This is a genomic window from Nonomuraea sp. NPDC052265, assembly GCF_044547985.1.
Classification (GTDB): Bacteria; Actinomycetota; Actinomycetes; order Streptosporangiales; family Streptosporangiaceae; genus Nonomuraea.
The window spans coordinates 148,245-168,967 of sequence record NZ_JBIUBJ010000005.1 but is presented as its reverse complement, the minus strand read 5'-3'; the positions used below and the strand labels follow the sequence as shown (position 1 = coordinate 168,967).

The following is a 20,723-nucleotide window of genomic DNA, read 5'->3' as shown; positions in this document are numbered from 1 at the left end:
CACCCCAAGCCGACCGGCCCACCTCGGCCGGTCACCGGCTTGGCAGGCCACGCCCAAAACCGGCCTCCCTGTCGGCCGGCCCAACCGCTCCCCTCCGGCCCGGCAAACGGGTAGGCCACCAGCCAGACCGCTCAGCGGGCCGACGGGACGGGTCCGTCAGCCGAGCCAGGCCGGGCCGGTGGGACGAGCCGGGCCAGGCCAGTCGGTGGGCCGGGTTGGTGGTCTTGTCCCTTCGAATTCAGATTCTGCAGGCGCCCCCACACGGGAGCGCCTGATTTGTGGCGAACGAACGATCTTGTGAGAGGTGTGCTTTATGACCCGCGACCTGAGGACGGCCCGCTACGGGGCGATCCTCACCTTCGTCCTTGGCGGCCTGATGGTGGGCACGATGACCGTGCGCATCCCCGCCCTGACCGACAAACTCGGCCTGTCCGAGGCGACGGTCGGCGCGGTGCTCCTCGCATGGGGCCTCGGGGCCCTCGTGACCATGCAGTCCATGCGACGGATCATGGCCCGCGCGGGCAGCAGGGCGGTTCTGCGGATCGGCGGCCCACTCACCGCGATCGGCCTGCTGGCCGTCGCCTTCGCCCCGAACCTCCCCCTCCTCATCGTGGCCGCCACGTTCTTCGGCATGGCCTTCGGCACCGTGGACGTCGCCATGAACGCCCAGGGCTCCACGGTCGAGCAGGCGTACGGCCGGCCGCTGATGAACGGGATGCACGCCGGCTGGTGCGTCGGCGCGATCTCGGCGGGCGCCCTGGGCAGCGTGTCGATCGCCGCCGGCCTGTCGTTCACCGCCAACCTGGCGCTGGTCGCGCTGGTCTCGCTGCCGGTCGCGCTGCTGGTCGGGCGTACGTACCTGCGGGAGGCCCCGGCGACGGGGGCGGCGCGCACGGCCCGGCACCGCATGCCGGCCGTCGTCTACCTGCTCGGCGCGATCATGTTCTTCGCCTTCATGGTCGAGGGCGTGGTCGCCGACTGGAACGGCCTGTACATGCGCAACGAGCTCGGCGCCCCCGAGGCGCTGGCCGCGCTCGGCTACCCGGTGTTCGAGGCCGGCATGCTGCTGGCCAGGCTCACCGGTGACCGGCTGCGCTCCCGGTTCGGGGTGCGCGGCATGCTGGGCGTGTCGGGCGTGGCCACGGCCGGGTTCTTCGCGGTCGTGCTGATGGCTCCGGCGGCGCTGGTGGCGGTGCCGGCGATGTTCTTCGTCGGGCTCGGCGTGGCGACGATCGCGCCGCTGACGTTGTCCCTGGCGGGCACCGCGACCGACGCCCCCGGACCGGCCATCGCCCAGGCGGGCGCCATGGGCTACGCCGGCCTGCTGCTCGGCCCGGTGGTGATCGGCTTCCTGTCGGACGCCACCTCGCTGCGCGGCGCGCTCGGCATCGCGGTCGTCCTGGGCGTGCTGATCGCGGTGGCGTCGCGGTTCCTGCCCCGGCGGGAGGCCCCGGTGTTCGGAGCCGTTCCCGTGCGCGAGCCTGTGAAGGTCGCCGCGTAGGACGTTCGTCATGCCGAGCGGGACGGCGCTCGTCGTCCAGGACGGCGGCGCGTTCGCCCGCCCGGCCCGCCCGAGACGGCGAAGGCGGCGCCGCACGTCGTGCGGCGCCGCCTTCCCTTGACGCTACTTGCGCTTGCTGACCTCTTCGGTGAGCTGCGGGACGACCTGGTGCAGGTCGCCCACGACCCCGTAGTCGGCGAGCTCGAAGATCGGCGCCTCCGGGTCCTTGTTGATCGCGATGATGGTCTTCGCGGTCTGCATGCCGGCCCGGTGCTGGATGGCGCCCGAGATCCCGGCCGCGATGTAGAGCTGCGGCGAGACCGTCTTGCCCGTCTGGCCCACCTGGAACTGGTGGGGGTACCAGCCGGCGTCCGTGGCGGCGCGCGAGGCGCCCACGGCCGCGCCCAGCGCGTCGGCCAGGCCCTCGATGACGGAGAAGTTCTCGGCGGAGCCCACGCCCCGGCCGCCGGAGACCACGATCGCGGCCTCGGTCAGCTCGGGCCTGGCGCCCTTCTCCTGCTTGACGCGCTCGACGATGCGGGCGGCCTTCGCCGCCTCGCTCAGCGCGACCGACACCTCCTCGACGGCGCCGGCGCCCGCGGCGGCCTGCGGGGCCGTCGAGTTCGGACGTACGGCGACGATCGGGGTGCCCCTGCGCACCTTGGAGTGCACGTTGACGCCGCCGCCGAAGATCGACTGGTCGGCCACGAAGCCCTCGGACAGGCCCACGGCGTCGGTGATGACGCCGGAGTCGGTCTTGACGGCCAGGCGACCGGCGACCTCCTTGCCCTCGGCCGTGGCGGCCACGAGCACCGCGGCGGGCGACTTCTCGGCGACGAGCTGGGCCAGCAGCTCGGCCTTGGGCGCCACCACGTGGTCGACGATGTCGGCGGACCCGGCGTTGTAGATCTTCTCGGCGCCGTACTCGGCCAGCCTGGCCTTGGCGGCGTCGCCGAGGCCGGGGCCGGCCCAGACGGCGGCGGGCGTGCCGAGCGAGCGGGCCAGGGTCAGCAGTTCGAGCGTGACCTTCTTGACCTCGCCGTCGACCTGCTCCACGAGAACGAGAATCTCCGACATATCAGTAACCCCCCGTTCTCAGATGAACTTCTTGGAGGCGAGGAAGTCGGCGGCCTTCGAGCCGCCGTCGCCCTCGTCCTTGACGATCGTGCCGGCGGCGCGCGGCGGCGCGGCGGCGAAGTCCACCACCTCGGACCAGGCGGCGCCCAGGCCGACCTGGGCGGCGTCGATCTCGGCGTCGGCGATGGCCAGCGTCTCGACCGGCTTCTTCTTGGCCGCCATGATGCCCTTGAAGGACGGGTAGCGCGGCTCGTTGATCTTCTCGACCACGGACACGACGGCCGGCAGCGAGGCCTGGACCTTGTCGAAGCCGTAGTCGGTGATGCGCTGGACGCTGATCGAGGAGCCCTCGACCTCCACCTTGTTGGCCAGGGTGAGCTGGGCCGTGCCCAGGCGCTCGGCCAGCATCGCGGCCAGCACGCCGGTGCGGGCGTCGGTCGACTCGGAGCCCAGGACGACCAGGTCGAACCCGATCTTCTTGAGCACCTGGGCCATCGCGTACGAGGTGGACAGCGCGTCGGAGCCGTGCAGCGCGTCGTCGCTCAGGTGGACGGCCTTGTCGGCGCCCATCGCCAGGGCCTTGCGGATGGTCTCGGTGGCCTTGCCCGGACCCATGGTGAGCACGGTGACCTCGCCACCGTGCGCCTCCTTGAGCTTCAGCGCCTCCTCGACCGCGTACTCGTCAAGCTCGTTGACCACGCCGTCGACGGCGTCACGATCGAGCGTGTTGTCATCGGACCGCAGCTTGCGCTCGGTCGCCGTATCGGGGACCTGCTTCACGCAGACGACGATGTTCATGGCCGGTGGCCGACCTCCCGTGTTCGCGTGCGCCCACCGCGTCGCTGCGATGGGCGCCGAATGCAATGCTGACCAGACTGCCAGGTTCCCGACGGGCTCCTGACACGGGGTGGGTCAGAGTCGTGCCCTGGCTCCCGCGGTCATGTTACCCGTGGGTAGCTTACGCGCAAACCAGCGGTTCCCGCGAAAAGCCGTACCGTCCCCACCATACCGAACTTTATTCGGTATGGTCCGATCGCCCCCCGGGGAAATCAGGCGGACAACAGGAACACGATGCCCACCACCAGGGCCGTACCCGCGAACAGGGCCAGTGTGAACGTGCTGAACACCGCGGCCAGCCCGAAGCAGAGCCCCACCACCCCCGCCACGCTCACCACGTCGGTCACCATCCGGCTCTGCCGGAACGGCCCGCGCGAGAACAGCGCCACCCCCGCGTCGCTCACCACCCCCAGCGCGTAGGCGGCCAGCAGGAAGAGCGCCACCTCGGGCAGCGGCTCGCGGGCGGCCGCCGCCAGCAGCGACACGAACAGGCCCGAACCGATCAGCCACCGCCTGCGCACCTTCTCCCGGTGCCGCGCCCTGGACTCCCCGACCGACCCGCGGCGGCCGTCGCCCGGCCGCCACTCCCTGGTGCTCATGTCGTCGGCCGGCCGCGGACGCACCGCCGTGGCCGAGGGACGGGGACCGGTCGGGCGTACGTGCGGGACGGAGGCGACGCCCAGCCGGTCGCAGATCCGCGCGGCCGTGGGACGCGCGGCGGGGTCGGTGGCCAGGCACTCGCGTAACAGCGGCGCCAGCCATTCCGGCACGCCCTCCAGGTCGGGCGGGTGGTGCACCACCCGGTAGGCCACCGCCGAGGCCGGCCCCTGCCCGTACGGCTGCCGCCCGGTCGCGGCGTAGGCGAGCGTCGCGCCGAAGGAGAACACGTCGGCCTCGGCGCCCGCGCTCCCGCCTTCGAGGATCTCGGGAGCCAGGTAGCCGGGCGTGCCGACCACCGCGCCCGAGGCCGTGACCGACAACGAGTCGAGCGCGCTGGCGATGCCGAAGTCGATGACGACCGGGCCGTCCTCGCTCATCATCACGTTGGCCGGCTTGAGGTCGCGGTGGACGACCCCGGACTCGTGCATGGCGAGCAGCGCGTCGGCCAGCCCCGAGGCCAGAGGGGCCAGGTCGGCGACGGGCACGGGCACGGCACTGAGCGGGCGGCCCTGGACGTAGCGGGTCACCAGGTAGGGTCTTGGGCCCTCCAGCGAGGCGTCGAGCACCTCGGCGACGTGCGGCCCGCCGACCCGGCGCATGGTCTCGACCTCGCGGTCCAGCCTGGCCAGCGCGAGGCCGTCGGCCGCGACGTGTGGATGCAGCACCTTGACCGCGACCGTGCGCCCCTGGGCGTCGAGCGCCAGATGGACCTCGCCGAAACCGCCCGCGCCGAGCCTGGAGAGAAGCTCATAGGGACCGAGGCGCTCGCTCATACCTCATCTCTCCCCCGCCGGGCCGACGGGGACACTCAGGACCACGGAGTCAGGAAGCCCAACCCCAGCCCGTCGAGCAGACTTTCGATCAGTCCGGTGATCAGCCCGATCGTGCTCTGCCTGGCGTCGCTCGCCAGGTCGTCGATGACGCTCTGCGGGGCCCGCCAGGGCGTCCAGACCGGGTCCTGGCCGAGCGCGAACATCGCCGCGAACAGCGCCGCCGTGCCCACCGCGACGACCGCGACCAGCGCGGCGCCGGGGCTGCGCAGCACGCCGGTGAGCGTGCGGGTCACGGCCTTGCGCGGCGCGCCGCCGCCCGGCAGCACGAACAGGCCGCCGGCGAACGCGCCCGCGGCGTAGGCGGCGGCCTGGTTGGTGCCCATGCCGCCGGCCCAGTGGAGCGCTCCCCAGACGCACGCGCCGAACAGCAGCGCGAGCGGCACGTGGACCAGCGTCACCAGCGCGGCCTTGACCAGCGCCCACGGCGTGCCGACCAGCGCGAGCAGCGGATCGGCCGAGCTGCTGCCGCGGATCTGGCGCCGCTTGACCATGTCGCCGAAGAGGTACTCGCCCACGCGCAGCACCACCGCGAGCGCGACGGCCACCGCGCCCATCACGACGGGCATCATGACCGTCAACGCCACCAGCGTGACCAGCAGCAGCAGCCCGGTCACCTGGGCGCCGAACAGATACCTCCTCCGCTCCGCCGGCGGCACGTGGCCGCGCGGCTGGGGCGGCGGCGTGTGGGGGCGCGGCTGCGGCGGCGGCGCCGGGTAGCCCGCCACGCGCTGGTCGGTGCGCGGCACCGGCCGCGCCGACGTCGGCGCGGGCACGTAGGGCGGCGGGCGCTCGTCCCGCCGCGCGGGCGGCGGTGGCGGGGGCGGCGTGGGCTTGCGGTACTCGACCGGCGGCAGCAGGTCGGAGAACGTGTCCATGGCGCGCGTGCCGCTGCCGATGCGCTTGGTGCCGGTCGGCCCCTCGAACTCGTTGAACGTCGTCACCGACGGGTCGAGCTCCCTGGCCATGCGCAGCAGCTCCTGCGCGCTCGGGCGAGCGGCCGGGTCGACCCGCAGAGCGCGCGACAACCAGCCGCGCAGCCACGCGGGCGCCCGGTCGAGCTGGGCCCGCCCCTCCATGATGTTGAAGCAGACCGCCTCGAACGTCCCGGTGCCGAACGGCGGCGCGCCCGTGGCGGCGAAGAACACCGTCGAGGCCAGCGCGTGCACGTCGGCCGCCTGGGTGATGTCGCTGTCGCGGATGATCTCGGGCGCCAGGTAGCCGGGCGTGCCGACGAACATGCCGGTCTGGGTCAGCCGGGTCGCGTTCACCAGGTGGGCGATGCCGAAGTCGATGACCAGCGGCTCGCCGTCGACCAGCATGACGTTGGACGGCTTGAAGTCGCGGTGGATCACGTCGGCCGCGTGGATGGCGACCAGCGCCTGGCACAGCCCCAGGGCCAGCCTGATGACCTGCCGCGCCTCCAGGGCGCCCTCGCTCAGGACGGTCTCCTCGAGCGTGCGCCCGGGGGCGAAGCGGGTCACGACGTAGGGCTGGCCCCCCACCAGCTCGGCGTCGATGACCTCGGCGACGTGCGGGCTGCGCACCCGGCGCATGGTCTCGACCTCGCGCGTGAGCCGGTCGCGGGCCTTGAGGTCGGCTGCCACGTGCGGGTGGAGCACCTTGATGGCGACCTCGCGGCCTTCACCGTCGAGACCCAGATGGACGACCCCCATGCCGCCTTCGCCGATCTTCCGGACGATGCGGTAGGGGCCGAGGCGTTCCGGCGCTTGGATGCTCATCGCCACCTTCCTCGGCTCAGCCGCCCTTCAGGCTGGTGAGTTGCTCTGTCACGGGTGTGACGTCCAGTGGACTCCATACACTCCCCCTTGGCGTGTCCCCGAACGTGCCGTAGGCGAGGATCAGCGAGAGCGCGGCGCCCGCCGCCAGGACTCCCGCCATCGCCATGGCCGCTGTTCTCGAGGGTACGAGCGATGAGAGCGTTCTGCGCATCTGCCGCCCCGGGCCCTCGACGCCCGGCCCCGCGCAGAGGGTCCAGAGCGCGACCGCGGCGCCCCACGCGAGGGCGTTGGCCGAGTTCATCTTGACCACCACGCTGAGCAGCAGCGTCACCGGCAGGCCGAGGATGAGGGCGTACAGGACGAGGGCGAACGTGATGCCGACGGACTTGGCCAGCGCCTGCGGCCGGGCGAAGACCCTGAGCACGTCGAGCGCGGCGGCCCCGGCGGGCCTGCGGCCGTTGAGCTCCGGCTGGGCGAGGTCGGCCGCGCGCAGCAGCACCGCGATCGGGATCGCCACCACCGCCACCAGGACGGGCGCCGTCACCGCCGCCACGATCAGGAGGATCAGCAACATCGCGCTCGCCACCCCGTACGCCTTCGAGCGTTGCAGCGTCGGCCCCGGATGCGCGCCCGGGTTGTAGGGGTCACGGGCGGTCTGCGGGTCTTGGGGCGGATATTGCGGCCGCGCCGGGATGTAGGGCGGCGGCTGCGCGGGCACCGGGCCCGGCCTGCCGTAGTCGGGCTGCTCGGGCCCGGCGCCGGCCAGGCGGTGGTCCACGGGCTGGGGGCCGGAGCTGAGCCGGCCGAACTCGGCCGAGTCCGGACGCACACGCCGGGTGGGCACGTCGGCCTCGTGCCAGTCGACCTGCGGCTGAGACTGCTGCTGGGACTGGGGGTGGGAGTGCTGCTGGGGCTGGGGGTGGAGCGGGGGCTGCTGGTGCGGCCAGGGCTGGCTGGGCCCGGCCTCGCGCTGGATCTGGCGCAGTTCCTCCGGCGACACCCGGCGGGTCGGCCACGGGTCGCCCGCGCCCTGGCCGGGCAGCTCTCCACCGTGGTCGGGCAGCGCGGCGCCCTGGCTGGGCAGCCCCTGGCCGGGCAGCCCCTGGCTGGGCAGCAGCGAGACGAAGTGCGGATCGGCGGGCGGCGCGACCGGCTGCTCCTGGCCGTCGATCAGCCGGCGCGGCGTCATCGGCGGCGTGGAGACGTCGTAGGAGGGCTTCTCCCCCACGAACGGCGGCCGCCTGGTCGGGAAGTCGTCGGGCGCGTCGGGCCGCGGCACGGTGGAGATCTCGTCGGGCACGCCCTGCGGCGGCCTCGGCAACATCCGGGCCGTCTGCTCGGCCAGGTCGGCGGCCTTGGGCCGCTTGGCCGGGCTGCGCTGGAAGCCCGCCTTGAGCAGCGGCTGCAACTCGGCCGGCACGCCGCTGATGTCGGCCTTGCCGGCGGTGATGTTGTAGAAGATCATCTCCAGCGTGCCCTTGCCGAAGGGCGGCTGGCCGGTGGCGGCGTAGAGCAGCGTGCCCGCCCAGGCGTGGATGTCGACCTCGGGGCCCGCCTCCTGGCCCTCGATGATCTCGGGCGCGAGGTAGCCGGGCGTGCCGATGAACATGCCGGTCTGGGTCAGCCGGGTCGCGTCGACCGCCTGGGCGATGCCGAAGTCGATCAGGACGGGCTCGCCGTCGAGGATCAGCACGTTGCCCGGCTTGAGGTCGCGGTGGATCACGCCGACGGAGTGGACCACGGACAGCGCGGAGGCCACGCCGTGGGCCAGCCGGACCAGCGCGGGCAGGTCGAGCGGCCCGTCGTCCTTGACGATCTCGTCGAGGGGACGGCCGGGCACGTAACGCGTGACGATGTAGGGACGATGACCGGTTACGTCCGCATCGACCACTTCTGCAATGAATTTGCTGCGGACTCGGCGCATGGTCTCGACCTCACGCGAAAGCCGTCGCCTGGCGACCTCGTCACCGGCGACCTCTCCGCGCAGGACCTTGACCGCCACCTGCCGCCCCTGGGGGTCGACAGCGAGGTGGACAACGCCCATCCCGCCTTCACCGAGCCGCCTGAGCAGCCGGTAAGGCCCTAGTCGGTCATCGTTCATGGCATGAAGCACCATACCGGCTTAATCCCCGCCCACGAGATGAACCATGAGGCCACATTCCCACTCGTACAACGTCCGATACGGCCTCATCGGTTTCCCATCCAACGGTCTCGAATTGGCTTCAGTTCGGCTTCGGGGCCTTCAGGTCGTCAGGGACAGCACCTCGGCGCCCTTCAGCCCGGCCAGCGTGGCGCCCGGCACGGCGAGCTTCGACCTGCGCAGGCCGCTGCCGATGACCACTCTGGGATGGTCGGCGACATGCTTGTCCACCAGGACGGGCCAGTCGCCGGGCAGCCCGAGCGGGGTGATGCCGCCGTACTCCATGCCGGTCAGCTCGACCGCGTCGGCCATCGGCGCGAAGCTCGCCTTCCGGGCGTCGAGGTGCCTGCGCACCACGCCGTTGACGTCGACGCGCATCGTCGCGAGCACCATGCAGGCGGCATAGCGCGTCTCGCCGCCGCGCTTGGCGGCCACGACCACGCAGTTGGCGGACTCGTCGAGCCGTACGCCGTAGCGCTCGCAGAACGCGGCCGTGTCGGCCAGGCCGGGGTCGATCTCCGTGACCTCGGCACCCTCGATGCCCGTGACGGCGATCGCCACCGGATCGGCCAGCAGGTCACCGCGGTCGCTCGCGGGCACCCAGTGCAACGTCATCCTCGTCTCCTCGATCGCTCTTCCTCGACCGACCCTATGCCGGTCGCGGAAGTAGCGTGCGACGTCACGTGGACTGCAGCACCCGCTGGTGCAGCAGGGTGACGACGCTGCGGGCCGACTCCATGGCGCCTGCCTGCCAGGCGATCAGGTGGGTGAGCCAGTCACCCGCGAAGTACACCCTTCCGGCGGGGCGTTGCAGAAGAGTGAAGGACGAATCAAAGGACGGCCAGTACATCCAGCCGCCCTGGATGTGCTCCTGGCGGTGCCAGGCGATGGAGACGCTGGACAGGAGGTCCTGACGGTATTTGTCGCCGTGGATCTTCCTGCCCTGGGTGAGGGCCTTGCGCCGTCTGTCCTCGGGGGTGAGGGAGCCGTACAGCTCGGCGTTCTGCTCGGTGTTGTAGTAGCCGACGATCAGGCCGCGTTCGGAGTGGTAGCCGTGGGAGGGGTACCAGATGTGGGTGATGTCCAGGTCGGTCTCGGTGACACCGCCGTAGATGCGGTCCTCCAGCTCCCACCAGCGCCTGCCGTACTCCAGGCCGATCTTGCCGGCGGCGATCGGGATGGGGGTGCTCAGGGCGCTGGTGACCTGCGCTCCGAGGTTGTGCGGGATCTTGGCGAGGAGGTGCGGGGGGAGGGTGGCGACGCAGTAGTCGGCCTTGACGCTGCCGCCGCTGTAGGCCACCTCGACGCCGTCGTCCAGGGTCGTGATCCTGGTGACCTTGGCGCCCGTCCTGATGCGGTCGGCCCCTACGGCCTCGGTCAGCTTCGTGACGATCGCGTCCATGCCGCCGACCGGCTGGAACATGGGGGTGGCCATGTCGTAGCCGAAGTCGTTGGTGATGGCGCGGCCGGTGGCGGCGGCCAGGACGTCGTGGAGGGTCCCGGGCGGCGGGATGGGGGTGCCGGTGTCGAGCGCCGGGTATTTGGTGAAGCCGCGCCGGGGTGAGCCCTCGTAGTCGAGCTTGGGTCCCAGGTCGCCGAACCGGCGGAGGAATTCGAGCAGGCGTTGCCGGTCGTCGGCGGTGATCGCCTTGTCGAGCGCGCCGACATTTGTGGCCTTGGCCAGCAATTCAGCGACATATCCGTACATGTCGGCTCGGGCGGTCCGGGCCCGCACGGTTCTGCCGTTGGTGTGGACGTACGCGGCGGCGTTGTTGTTGACGAACGTCTCGATCGGGACGCCCAGCTCGCGGCAGTAGTCGAGGGTGACCATCCAGGGGGCGATGCGGCCGGGGCCGGCGTTGAAGTAGACCCCCTCGCCGAGCCTGACGTCCTGGGCCGGGCCGTTCAGCTCGGTCAGGCGGTCGCCGCCGCGCAGCGTGAGGTTCCTGCCGCCGGCCCTGTCCCTGGCTTCGAGCAGGGTGCAGTCGTAGCCGGCCTTGCCCAGCTCGTACGCGGCGGTCAGCCCGGCCACGCCCGCGCCGAGAATCACCACCTTGGCCGCGCCCCTGCCGCGCAGGGAGAAGTCGCCGGGACGCGGCGCGGCGAACTCCTTGTCCTGCTCGGAGGGGGCGAGCCCGAGCGCGCCCATGGCGGCGTACATGGCGCCCGCGCCACCCACCGCCCCGATCCCGACGAGCAGCCCCCGCCGGGTCAGCGCCGCGCCTTCCACCGTCACCCGCTCCCTAGGTCAGCAGTTACCGACATCTCAGCCGTAGGGCCCGCTGCCGCAGGCCACCTGGCCGCCGATGGTGGCGAAGATCCCGAGCAGCGCCATGATCTGGCGGAAGTCGTCGGTGGTGAACTCGGTGTGCCGCGAGCCGACGGTCTTCACACCGGGCACCAGCGCCACCGCCGCCGCGATGGCGGTCGAGTTCCACTCCACCCCCAGCGTGTACGGCGCCTCCACCCGATAGGGCGTGAAGTCGCTCAACCTGGAGAGCCCGCGAGCGGCGGCCTCACAAATCTTCGCCTGGGCGACGCTCGGCGGCAGCAACTCGGCCGAGAACTTGTCGATCCCCTTCTTCACCGCGACCGTCTCGACGTCGCCGAGCAGCTCGCGCGCCTCCTCGCCGACGGCCTCGTCCCCGGTCACCAGCACGACGGGCACGCCGTGGAAGCCCGCGCACGCCGCGACCAGCCGGGTCTCGCCGCACAGCTCGCCGTTGAGGTAGACGTTCTGGATCTCCTTGCCCATCCACGTGTGGTTGAGCACGCCGTGCTGGACGCCGGCCCTGGCGTGGTAGCCCACGAAGCACGCGGCCTGGAACGTGCCGTCGAGCCCCTGGGCCATGCGCTGGGCCTTGCCCGGCCCCCGGATCAGGGTGGCCCGCGGGTCGAGGAGGTCGATCCGCAGGTTCTTGGTGGACCCGTGGGCGTCGTTGACCAGCACCGATCCGGCGCCGGCCGCGAACGCGCCCTCGACGGCGGCGTTGGCGTCGGCGGTCATCAACTCGCAACCGCGGTCGTAGCCGCGCTTGCCGGCGTGCATCTCCTCGGGGTCGGTCAACCCCGTCACGCCCTCCATGTCCACCGACAGGTAAACCTTCACGCAGTCAACTCCTCGTCCTTCGCCGGATCCGTCCCGTGGACGGTCACGCGCCCCACGTCTCCACCCGCCGTACCTCGGCCTCGGTCATGATGCCGACCTGGGAGGTCAGGAAGGCGGCCGCCTCGGCCCGCCACGGCTCGGGGATCTCCTCGATGGCCGGCGGGTAGCAGTGGTCGAGCCAGCTCGTGGACTCCTCGGTGGCCTCGAAGTGGTCGAGGGCCTTGGCGAACAGGGAGTGCTCGACGCCGGGGATGCGGGCCAGGCCGTACTCGATCATCTCCTGGCCGCCGAAGGGCGGCGGCCGCAGCCACTTGCGGGCCACGGGACGGTCGGCGGTGACGGGGGTGTCCAAGGGGCGGCGCTCGACGGCGGCCTGGATGAGCTCCTTGTACAGGCACTTGCCGCAGGTGCGGCAGGGGCCGTCGGTACCGCGCAGGCACCAGCGCACCTGGTCCTTGAGCTCGGAGTTCAGGGCCAGCCGCATGGTGACGGCCTCGCTCACCCCGCCGACCGGGAGCACGATGTGCACGCCCGCGGCGGCGAACAACCGGCCCCACGCGCCGTGCGGCGCCCACATGGGGTTGTCAGGCGTGAACCGCAACAAGTAACGGTCACCGCCGAGCCAGCGTGAACCGAGTTCATAGCCGAAGCCCAGGCCACCGAGGTTCATCCGGTCGGCCAGCAGGAGCGCTCCCGCCGCGACGGCGTGGTGCTCCGGATAGCCCGGACGCGGCTCGGCGAGGGTGAACTCCAGGTCGGAGGTGACGGTGGTGAGCTCGCGGCCGGTCCGCTCGGCGAGCTTGGCCAGCACGTCGGAGCGGTAGTGCGGCCACCGGTTGGGCACCCTCGGATGCGGCACCCGCCGGAAGTGCACGAACGGCGCCGACGGGTGGATGGCCGCCGCGGCCACGGAGTCCGCGCCGCCGCTGTAGGAGAGGGCGAGCCTGTCCCCGGCCCGGCGCGGCTCGGCGCCGACCGGCCCGGCCTCGATGCCCCAGCCGTCGTGCAGGGCCTCGGCCACCTCGGCGGAGATCGCCCGGTCGAACGTGATCCGCCGCCTGGTCCAGGGCGCCACGATCGTCCAGGCGGCCACGGCGAACAGGTCGGGGTGGGCCTCGGCGGGCACGCCGCCGATCGAGCAGGAGTTGGTGGCCAGCTTGACGGGGTGGTCGTCGGCCGCCCTGCCGGTGATCTCGTCCTCGGGGTCGAGACGGAAGGTCAGCTCGCCGTCGGACCAGGTCACACGCACGGCCGGCCCCCTTCGGCGGCCCCCGGGACGCGGCCTCTCAGGTCGTCGATGGCCTGCCAGACGAGCACCTCGTTCTGGAGCACGCCGTCGAGGGCCTTCGCGGTCTCCTGCGCCAGCCGGTACGTGTCGTCGACCCTCGCCTTGTCGATCAGCGGGGCGACCAGCGGCGGCCGGGCGTTCCGCAGCCGCTCGACCTCGCCCTGGAGGGCCGCCATCTCCCGGCGCAGCGTCTGGACCTCCCAGAGCGCGTCCCGGATGTCCTGCCGGTGATCGGCGACGGAGATGTAACGGGAGTCGAACCACGTACGCACGGCTTTACGCAGCCGGGCGGGGACCGGGACGCGCATCATGAAACGCCACCATACTGGCAAACCCGCTTCCCCTTGGACGGCCTACTCCAAAGGGTCGCATTCGTATGGCGGCCGGGCGGTCACCGTCCGGTGAACCTGGGTTTGGCCTTCTCCGTGAAGGCCCGCATGCCGATCCGGGCGTCGTCGGTGGCGAACAGGCCGGAGAACTGCAGGCGCTCGATCTCCAGGCCCGAGTCGAGATCGACCTCGACGCCCTGGTCGACGGCCTGCTTGGCGGCGCGCAGCGCCACGGCGGGGCCGCCGACGAACGTGGCCGCCCACTCCAGGGCGGCCGTGTAGACCTGCTCGTCCGGCACCACCCGGTCGACCAGCCCGATGGCCAGGGCCTCGGCGGCGGGGACGTGCCGGCCGGTGAAGATCAGGTCTTTGGCGCGGGACGGGCCGACGAGGCGGGGCAGGCGCTGGGTGCCGCCCGCGCCCGGGATGAGCCCGAGCAGGATCTCCGGCTGGCCGAGCCTGGCCGACTCGCCCGCGACCCGGAAGTCGGCGCACAGGGCCAGCTCGCAGCCGCCGCCCAGGGCGTAGCCGGTGACGGCGGCGATGACCGGCTTGCCGATGCGCGCGACCGTGGTGAAGCACGCCTGGAGCGTGCGGGAGTGGGTGGACATGTCGGCATAGGACATGTCGGCCATCTCCTTGACGTCCACGCCGGCGGCGAAGACCCGCTCGCCGCCGTAGAGGATCACCGCCTGCACCTGGTCGTCGGCATCGACCTGAAGCGCCGCCTCGACGAGCTCCCGCTGCGTCTGAACGTCGAGCGCGTTCATCTTCGGACGGTCAAGACGGATCGTGGCGATCTGGTCGGCCACCTCGACGCTCACAAACTCACCCATGAGGCGAACCTAACAGAGCGCTCCCCGCTCACCCCGCCGCGGCCGACCTCACCTCGTCGGCGGTCTTCTCACTGGTCGACACGCGTACCAGTGCCGCCGACAGGCGGGCGAGCTCGTCGCCGGAGCGGGCCAGGCGGGCCAGGCCGCGTTCCTGGCGGGGCAGGCCGAGCCGGGCCGCGCCGTCCAGCACCCGCCTGTCCAGGTGCGGCGCGACCTGCGGCCAGACGCCCTGGACCTCGCGCAGGAAGATGTCGGCGCCGGTCGGGCCGATGCCGGGGAACTCCCGCAACAGCTCGCCGATCCGCCCGGGGTCGCCCCCCGCCTCGTCGCGCAACCTGCGCAGGTCGCCCTTCCAGCGGTCGAGCAGCAGCTCGGCGCCCCTGCCGAGCATGGTCGAGGTGCGTTCGTCGTAACGCCGGTAGTGGCCGCGGCCCAGGGCGTCCACGCGGTCCTGCCAGCTCGCCCGCGCCATGTCCCGCGGCGTGCGGTACCCGGCCGCGAACAGCTCGCGCGCCGCCGCCACCGCCACTCCGGACGAGATGCGCGCGCTGAGCAGCGTGGCCAGCACCAGGAGCTGGTACAGCGGCCGCGGCCGGTCGGCGAGCCTGATGCCCGCCTCCCCGGCGAACGTCTGGCCGCACTGTTCGAGCAGGGCGTCCAGCACGCCCTTGTCCTTGTCAGCCATGAAGCTCCGCTACCCCCATGGCGGGCGCTCATCCCGGCCCGGCGCGTTTGCCGCCCTGGTCGCGGGGGAGGCGGGGGTTCTCCAGCGAGAAGGAGCTCACCGTGCTGACATTGACTGACAACGCCGTGGTCGCCATCCGTGACCTGATGGTCGGCGAGGACGTGCCCGCGAACGCCGGCCTGCGGATCTCTCCCAAGCCGGACGAGGCGGGCACCTTGGAGGTGTCGCTCGCGAGCACGCCGTACGCCGGGGACCAGGTCATCGAGCAGGGGGACGTCCGCGTCTTCGTGGCCGAGGACGCGGCGCCCATCCTCGACGACAAGTCGCTGGACGCCCAGCCGGGCACGCCGGGTCACCCGACGTTCCGGCTGGACCGCCGGACCTGACCGCCGCTCCCGGCGGCCCGGCCCGGCACCTCGGGGCCGCCGGGGGCCGTCAGCCCGCTTCGCGGCCGGCGCGCACGGCGTCGGCCAGCTCGACCAGCAGGCGCTCGGTCTCCTCCCAGCCCACACAGGCGTCGGTGATGCTCTGCCCGTACGTCAGGCCCTCCGCCGGACCGGGCTCCTGCCGCCCCGGCACCAGGAAGCTCTCCACCATCAGCCCCGCGACGCCCTTCTCGCCCGCCGCCAGGCGCCCGGCCACCTCGCGGACCACCGCCGCCTGCCGTACGTGGTCCTTGCCGCTGTTGCCGTGGCTGGCGTCGATGATCAGCCGTTCCGGCAGCCCGGCCTTGGCCAGCAGCGCCAGGGCGTCGCCGACGGACTGGGGGTCGTAGTTCGGGCCGGTGCGCCCGCCGCGCAGGATGACGTGACAGTCGGGGTTCCCGGTGGTCGAGACGACCGCGGCCCGGCCCTCGTCGTCGATGCCGAAGAACACCTGCGGGTGCGAGGCGGCCTTCACGCCGTCGATGGCCACCTGCACGTCGCCGTCGGTGGCGTTCTTGAAGCCGACCGGCATGGACAGGCCGGAGGTGAGCTGGCGGTGCACCTGGCTCTCGGGCGTGCGGGCGCCGATCGCGCCCCAGGTGACGGCGTCGGCGATGTACTGCGGGCTGGTGGGCTCCAGGAACTCGCAGCCCACCGGCAGCCCGGTGTCGAGCACGTCGAGCAGCACCGTCCTGGCCAGGCGCAGGCCGCGCTGGACGTCGTGGCCGCCGTCGATGTCCGGGTCGTTGATCAGGCCCTTCCAGCCGATGGTGGTGCGCGGCTTCTCGAAGTACACCCGCATGACGACGCACAGGGCGTCGCCGAGGTCGCGGGTGGCGGCGGCCAGGCGGCGGGCGTAGTCGAGCGCGGCCTCGTGGTCGTGCACCGAGCACGGGCCGACGATGAGCAGCAGGCGGTCGTCGTCGCCGGTGAGCACGTCGCGCACCGCGTTCCTGCTCGCCGCCACCAGGGCCTCGCGCTCGGGGCCCAGCGGCTGTTCGCCGATCAGCTCGTGGGGCGTGGGCAGGGGTTCGAACGAGGTGATGCGCAGGTCGCTGGTCGTGGTCATGAGCTGTGTCCTCCGCTTTTCGATGGGAGTCGGAAGGCGGTACGGCCCACGTCCGTGGCCCCCGGAGCCGTCCGCCTGAACGACGAAAGGCAGAGACGGGACGTCTCTGCCTTTGGGCTCCGGGTGATCAGTAAGTCAGCGCACGTGACCTTCGGCTCCACCCGGAGCCGCCACATAGCGCCAAAATCGGCTGATCACTGACATGCTGTTGACGCTAGCAGACGCCGGGTGACCGCTCCAAATCCCGTCCGCTATCCGAGATCGGATTCCCAGCCGGGTTCGCGCAGGTCGCCGAGCCCGTAGAGCCCGACCAGGGTCCCGTCGGCACGGGTGACGACGACGTGGTCGACGTTCGCGCCTTCCATGCGCCTGGCCAGGGCGTCGAGCTGTTCGCTGGGCCGTACGGTGGTGACGCCGGTGTCCATGGCGGCCTCGGCGGTGCCGGTCAGGTCGGCGCCCTTGAGCTGGCGCGACCCGATGACGCCCTGCACCACCTCGTCCCTGTCCACCACGACCGCGAGCCCGGCCGGGTCGGCGACGATGCGCTCGCTGAGCTCCTCCAGCGGATCCTCCAGATCGGCGGTGACCGGATCGCGCCGGGTGCCGGAGGCCACCAGGACGGCCTCCCCCTCGTACGGCAGGTCGTCCGACAGCCAGTCCATCTTGCCTGGGCCGTAGTCGTGCACGTCGGCGAAGCCGAGCCGGGCGAGCCGGTGGGCGGCGCGCGGGCTCAGGTCGCAGAGCCAGTCGTGGCAGTAGACGACGACCGGACGCGAACGGTCCAGCAGGTCGTCGGCCAGCCGGTCGAGCGAGCCGAGCGGCAGGTGCACGGCGCCGGGCAGGTGCGCCCAGGCGTACTCCCGCTCGGGCAGCACCTCGGCGAGCTGGGCCCCGCGCGTCGCCAGCAGGTCCTGGACGCCCTCGCGGTCGATGATGTCCGTCATGAGGCGCTCAGCGCTCCCCGCCGTGGGGCCGTTCGGACTTGGGCCCTTCGGCGCGGTCGCCGCCCACCTTGCGCGGGCTCTTGGCCGGGTCCGACTGGAGTTTCCTGGCCACGCGTTTCTTGAGCTCCTGCTCGCTCAGCCCCTGCCGGTCCAGCTGCTTGCGGAGCCGGCGGCGCTCGTTGTCGTAGGAGTGACTTCCGGGTCGAGGCATTACAGCTCCCCCTCTCCTCCCGGGCCCGCTACCCAGCCCCCCGCGCGGTAGTCCTGGCACCTATGGGCCGGCCGCCGGGCGGGCCTATCGCGCCCGGCCTGCCGGAGCCGCGCCTCCCGCCGCCCGGCACGGTGTGCCCCCCGGAGCGGCGACCGGACACTCTGTTAAGGGATGAAAAATATCTTCGCAAAGTTCTCGCCAGAGAAGGAAAATGTTGAGACGCTGAACCCGCACCACGCCCCCCAGTCAAGGAGCGGTTCATGCGCAGAGCGCTGGCGATCGCCGTCGTCGCCTTGTTGCCCTTAACCCAAGTGCCCTCGGCCAACGCCGAAGAACCCGCCGACCGGCAGCAGGCCTTCGCCGCGGCGGCCGACGAGTTCAAGGTCCCACAGAGCGTGCTGCTCGGGGTCTCGTACCTGGAGTCGCGCTGGGACGCACACGCGGGCCAGCCGTCGAGCGACGCCGGGTTCGGCCCCATGCACCTGACCGACGCGGCCGCCTACACCGACTCGAACCACCACGGAGAGGGCGAGGAGGACGCCCGCGGCGACGAGACCAGGCCGCTCGCGCCCACCCCGGTCCCCGTCCCGGCGGAGATCCCCGCCTCGCTGCGCACGATGGAGCGGGCCGCGCAGCTCACCGGCGAGAGCCACGAGCGGCTGCGCGCCGACGACGCGGCCAACATCCGCGGCGGCGCGGCGCTGCTCGCCGACTACCAGAAGAGCCTCGGCGCGCCCCTGAGCGCCAACCCGGGCGAATGGTACGGAGCCGTCGCCAAGTACTCCGGCGCCGAAGAGGCCGACGCGGCCAAGTTCTTCGCCGACGAGGTCTACGCCACCATCCAGGAAGGCGCCGAGCGCACCACGGACGACGGGCAGAAGGTCACCCTGCCCAAGGTCCCGGACCTGGAGAAGATCGAGAAGTGGCTGGAGAAGCTCGGCCTGAAGCCCCCGAGGCGCGACGGCGTCGAGTGCCCGGCCTCGATCTCCTGCGAGTGGATCCCCTCGGCCTACCAGGAGCTCCCGCCGGACGACTACGGCCACTACGACCTGGCCAACCGGCCGGTCAGCCAGAAGGTCGACTACATCATCATCCACGACATGGAGGGCTACTTCCTCCCGTCGATCAGGCTCAACCAGGACCCGAACTACGGCGCGAGCTGGCACTACTCGGTCCGTTCCAGTGACGGGCACATCGCCCAGCACATCAAGACCAAGGACGTCGGCTGGCAGGCCGGCAACTGGTACATCAACTCCAAGTCCATCGGCATCGAGCACGAAGGCTTCCTGGCCGAGGGCAGCACCTGGTACACCGAGGCGATGTACCGCTCGTCGGCCCGGCTGGTCCGCTACCTGGCGCTCAAGCACGGCGTGCCGCTCGACCGCGCCCACATCCTCGGCCACGACAACGTCCCGGGCACGATCCCGAGCACGGTGCGCGGCATGCACGAGGACCCGGGGCCGTTCTGGGACTGGGCGCACTACTTCCAGCTCATGGGCGCGCCGCTGCACCAGTTCGGCGGGCCGCGGGCCGGCTCGGTCATGATCAAGCCGGACTTCGCCACCAACAAGCCCTACTTCTACGGCTGCGACCGCAAGAACCCCGAGGCGGCCTGCCCGCCGCTCAGCGCCGGCACCGTGTGGCTGCGCACCGAGCCGCGCGAGGACGCCCCGCTGATCAAGGACATCGGCAAGCACCCGACCGGCGGCTCGCTCTACAGCGTGTACGACCACAGCGCCAGGGCCAGCACGGGCCAGCGCTTCGCCGTCGCCGACCGCCAGGGCGACTGGACGGCGATCTGGTACCTCGGCCAGAAGGCGTGGTTCCACAACCCGGCGAGCGCCCCGACCGCGATCCCGTCCATGGGGCTCGTCGTCACGCCGAAGCCGGGCAAGGCGACCGTACCGGTGTACGGGCGGGCGTATCCGGAGCAGGAGGCGTACCCGGCCGGTGTTCCGTACCAGGCGGTGACGCCGCTGCAGTACACGTTCTCGGCGGGTGAGCAGTACACGCTGGCCGGGCCGGCCGCCGCCGAGTACTACCGGGCGGTCACGTTCAACCTGGAGGACCACAAGGTGGTCAAGGGCAAGACGAAGTACCTGGAGATCCAGTTCGGGCACCGCGTGATGTACGTCAAGGCTGACGACGTACAGGTGACGTTCTCCGGGTGAACTCCTTGACGGCGCGCCTGGTGCTCGCGAGCGCCTCCTGAGAGGAGTCGAACGTACGCTGGGCGACACCGACGAACACGCAGTCGACGACGAGGAGCTGGCTGATCCTGCTGGCCAGGGCGCCGGGACGGAACTCCGTCTCGCGCCCGGCCGAGATCAGCACGTGCTCGGCCAGCTCCGCGATCGTCGAGCGCGGGTTGTTGGTGACGGCCACCGTGGTGGCCCCCGCCTCGCCCGCCCGGCGCAGCGGCTCGATCACGTCGGGGGTCTCCCCCGAGGTGCTGATGCCGATCGCCACGTCGCCCGCCTTCAGCAGGACGGCGCTGGTCAGGGCCAGGTGGGCGTCCTGGAAGGCGTGGCTGGACAGGCCGATGCGCAGCAGCTTCTGGGCGACGTCCTCGGCGACTAATCCCGAGGCGCCCACGCCGTAGGCGTCGATGCGCCTGGCCCCCACGATCGCGTCGACGACCAGGCCCAGGCGCTCGCTGGTGAGCTGGGCGACGGTGTCGTTGATGGCCTCGGACTCGGCCCTGGCCACCTTCTGGATGACCTCCGACAGCGGGTCGTCGGGCGCCAGGTCGCCGGGCACGAGCCGGTCGGGCTGCGCGGCCGCCGCGGCCAGGGCCAGCCTGAGCTGGGGATATCCGGCGAAGCCGAGCAGCCGCGCGGTGCGCACGATCGTGGCCTCGCTGGTGCCGGAGGCGGCCGACAGCTCCGTGATGGTGCTGCGCGCGACCGTCGCCGGATCTTCCAGGATGAGCCGGGCGACGGTCTGCGCGGCAGGCGTCAGGGACGGCAGGACACCGCGGACCGTGGCCACCAGATTGTCGGCCCGCAGGCCGTTCCCGCTGTCGTCCACGGTCCTGATT

19 protein-coding genes are annotated in these 20,723 nt (G+C 72.0%); 3 read left to right on the top strand and 16 right to left on the bottom strand.

The window, feature by feature from the left end; genetic code table 11:
- The first annotated feature begins 313 nt into the window (after positions 1 to 313).
- The gene (locus ACIHAD_RS17700; protein WP_397355543.1) at positions 314 to 1,501 is read left to right on the top strand and encodes an MFS transporter; all 1,188 of its coding nucleotides are present in this window, start codon (positions 314 to 316) and stop codon (positions 1,499 to 1,501) included.
- Between the two features lie 123 nt (positions 1,502 to 1,624).
- On the opposite strand, the gene ACIHAD_RS17695 is transcribed toward ACIHAD_RS17700, so the two are convergent.
- The 12 genes from ACIHAD_RS17695 to ACIHAD_RS17640 all read right to left on the bottom strand — a co-directional run bounded on the left by ACIHAD_RS17695 (position 1,625) and on the right by ACIHAD_RS17640 (position 15,034).
- Positions 1,625 to 2,578, bottom strand: coding sequence for an electron transfer flavoprotein subunit alpha/FixB family protein (locus ACIHAD_RS17695; RefSeq protein ID WP_397355542.1), 954 nt, complete (start codon positions 2,576 to 2,578; stop codon positions 1,625 to 1,627).
- Between the two features lie 18 nt (positions 2,579 to 2,596).
- Positions 2,597 to 3,376 carry an electron transfer flavoprotein subunit beta/FixA family protein gene (locus ACIHAD_RS17690; protein ID WP_397355541.1) on the bottom strand — a complete coding sequence of 260 codons (780 nt, stop codon included), beginning with the start codon at positions 3,374 to 3,376 and terminating at the stop codon, positions 2,597 to 2,599.
- A 251-nt stretch (positions 3,377 to 3,627) separates the two neighbouring features.
- Positions 3,628 to 4,848: a serine/threonine-protein kinase gene (locus tag ACIHAD_RS17685; RefSeq protein ID WP_397355540.1), complete on the bottom strand. Its 1,221-nt coding sequence runs from the start codon at positions 4,846 to 4,848 to the stop codon at positions 3,628 to 3,630.
- Positions 4,849 to 4,883: 35 nt separating this feature from the next.
- A complete protein-coding gene (locus ACIHAD_RS17680; RefSeq protein WP_397355539.1) occupies positions 4,884 to 6,647 on the bottom strand; it encodes a serine/threonine-protein kinase in 1,764 nt (587 codons plus the stop codon).
- Positions 6,648 to 6,663: 16 nt separating this feature from the next.
- Complete coding sequence (locus ACIHAD_RS17675; protein WP_397355538.1) at positions 6,664 to 8,691, bottom strand: serine/threonine-protein kinase; 2,028 nt, start codon at positions 8,689 to 8,691, stop codon at positions 6,664 to 6,666.
- A 198-nt stretch (positions 8,692 to 8,889) separates the two neighbouring features.
- Positions 8,890 to 9,402, bottom strand: a complete 513-nt coding sequence (locus ACIHAD_RS17670; protein WP_397355537.1) for a YbaK/EbsC family protein — start codon at positions 9,400 to 9,402, stop codon at positions 8,890 to 8,892.
- 64 nt (positions 9,403 to 9,466) lie between these two features.
- On the bottom strand, positions 9,467 to 11,023 hold the full coding sequence (locus tag ACIHAD_RS17665; protein ID WP_397355536.1) for a flavin monoamine oxidase family protein: 1,557 nt from the start codon (positions 11,021 to 11,023) through the stop codon (positions 9,467 to 9,469).
- A 30-nt stretch (positions 11,024 to 11,053) separates the two neighbouring features.
- The gene (locus ACIHAD_RS17660; protein ID WP_397355535.1) at positions 11,054 to 11,896 is read right to left on the bottom strand and encodes a M55 family metallopeptidase; all 843 of its coding nucleotides are present in this window, start codon (positions 11,894 to 11,896) and stop codon (positions 11,054 to 11,056) included.
- A gap of 43 nt (positions 11,897 to 11,939) precedes the next feature.
- Positions 11,940 to 13,145, bottom strand: coding sequence for a DUF6395 domain-containing protein (locus tag ACIHAD_RS17655; RefSeq protein WP_397355534.1), 1,206 nt, complete (start codon positions 13,143 to 13,145; stop codon positions 11,940 to 11,942).
- Positions 13,136 to 13,495 carry a hypothetical protein gene (locus ACIHAD_RS17650; protein ID WP_397355533.1) on the bottom strand — a complete coding sequence of 120 codons (360 nt, stop codon included), beginning with the start codon at positions 13,493 to 13,495 and terminating at the stop codon, positions 13,136 to 13,138. The genes ACIHAD_RS17655 and ACIHAD_RS17650 overlap by 10 nt, the downstream gene beginning before the upstream one ends.
- Positions 13,496 to 13,575: 80 nt before the next feature.
- Positions 13,576 to 14,349, bottom strand: coding sequence for an enoyl-CoA hydratase/isomerase family protein (locus ACIHAD_RS17645; protein WP_397355532.1), 774 nt, complete (start codon positions 14,347 to 14,349; stop codon positions 13,576 to 13,578).
- A 28-nt stretch (positions 14,350 to 14,377) separates the two neighbouring features.
- Positions 14,378 to 15,034, bottom strand: coding sequence for an endonuclease (locus ACIHAD_RS17640; RefSeq protein ID WP_397355531.1), 657 nt, complete (start codon positions 15,032 to 15,034; stop codon positions 14,378 to 14,380).
- A 101-nt stretch (positions 15,035 to 15,135) separates the two neighbouring features.
- Here ACIHAD_RS17640 and ACIHAD_RS17635 point away from each other — a divergent pair, with 101 nt between their 5' ends.
- Complete coding sequence (locus ACIHAD_RS17635) at positions 15,136 to 15,420, top strand: Fe-S cluster assembly protein HesB (protein WP_397355530.1); 285 nt, start codon at positions 15,136 to 15,138, stop codon at positions 15,418 to 15,420.
- Between the two features lie 49 nt (positions 15,421 to 15,469).
- On the opposite strand, the gene ACIHAD_RS17630 is transcribed toward ACIHAD_RS17635, so the two are convergent.
- From ACIHAD_RS17630 to ACIHAD_RS17620, 3 genes are all read right to left on the bottom strand, one after another.
- Positions 15,470 to 16,528, bottom strand: a complete 1,059-nt coding sequence (locus ACIHAD_RS17630) for a 3-deoxy-7-phosphoheptulonate synthase (RefSeq protein ID WP_397355529.1) — start codon at positions 16,526 to 16,528, stop codon at positions 15,470 to 15,472.
- Between the two features lie 251 nt (positions 16,529 to 16,779).
- Positions 16,780 to 17,472: a CBS domain-containing protein gene (locus ACIHAD_RS17625; protein ID WP_397355528.1), complete on the bottom strand. Its 693-nt coding sequence runs from the start codon at positions 17,470 to 17,472 to the stop codon at positions 16,780 to 16,782.
- Between the two features lie 7 nt (positions 17,473 to 17,479).
- Positions 17,480 to 17,683 carry a hypothetical protein gene (locus ACIHAD_RS17620; protein WP_364085248.1) on the bottom strand — a complete coding sequence of 68 codons (204 nt, stop codon included), beginning with the start codon at positions 17,681 to 17,683 and terminating at the stop codon, positions 17,480 to 17,482.
- A gap of 260 nt (positions 17,684 to 17,943) precedes the next feature.
- Between ACIHAD_RS17620 and ACIHAD_RS17615 the strand changes: the two genes are divergently transcribed.
- Positions 17,944 to 19,854 (top strand): N-acetylmuramoyl-L-alanine amidase, encoded by a 1,911-nt coding sequence (locus ACIHAD_RS17615; RefSeq protein ID WP_397355526.1) that lies wholly within the window; start codon positions 17,944 to 17,946, stop codon positions 19,852 to 19,854.
- On the opposite strand, the gene ACIHAD_RS17610 is transcribed toward ACIHAD_RS17615, so the two are convergent.
- On the bottom strand, positions 19,817 to 20,713 hold the full coding sequence (locus ACIHAD_RS17610) for a MurR/RpiR family transcriptional regulator (protein WP_397355525.1): 897 nt from the start codon (positions 20,711 to 20,713) through the stop codon (positions 19,817 to 19,819). The two genes, ACIHAD_RS17615 and ACIHAD_RS17610, sit on opposite strands and share 38 nt — an antisense overlap.
- Between the last annotated feature and the right edge of the window lie 10 nt (positions 20,714 to 20,723).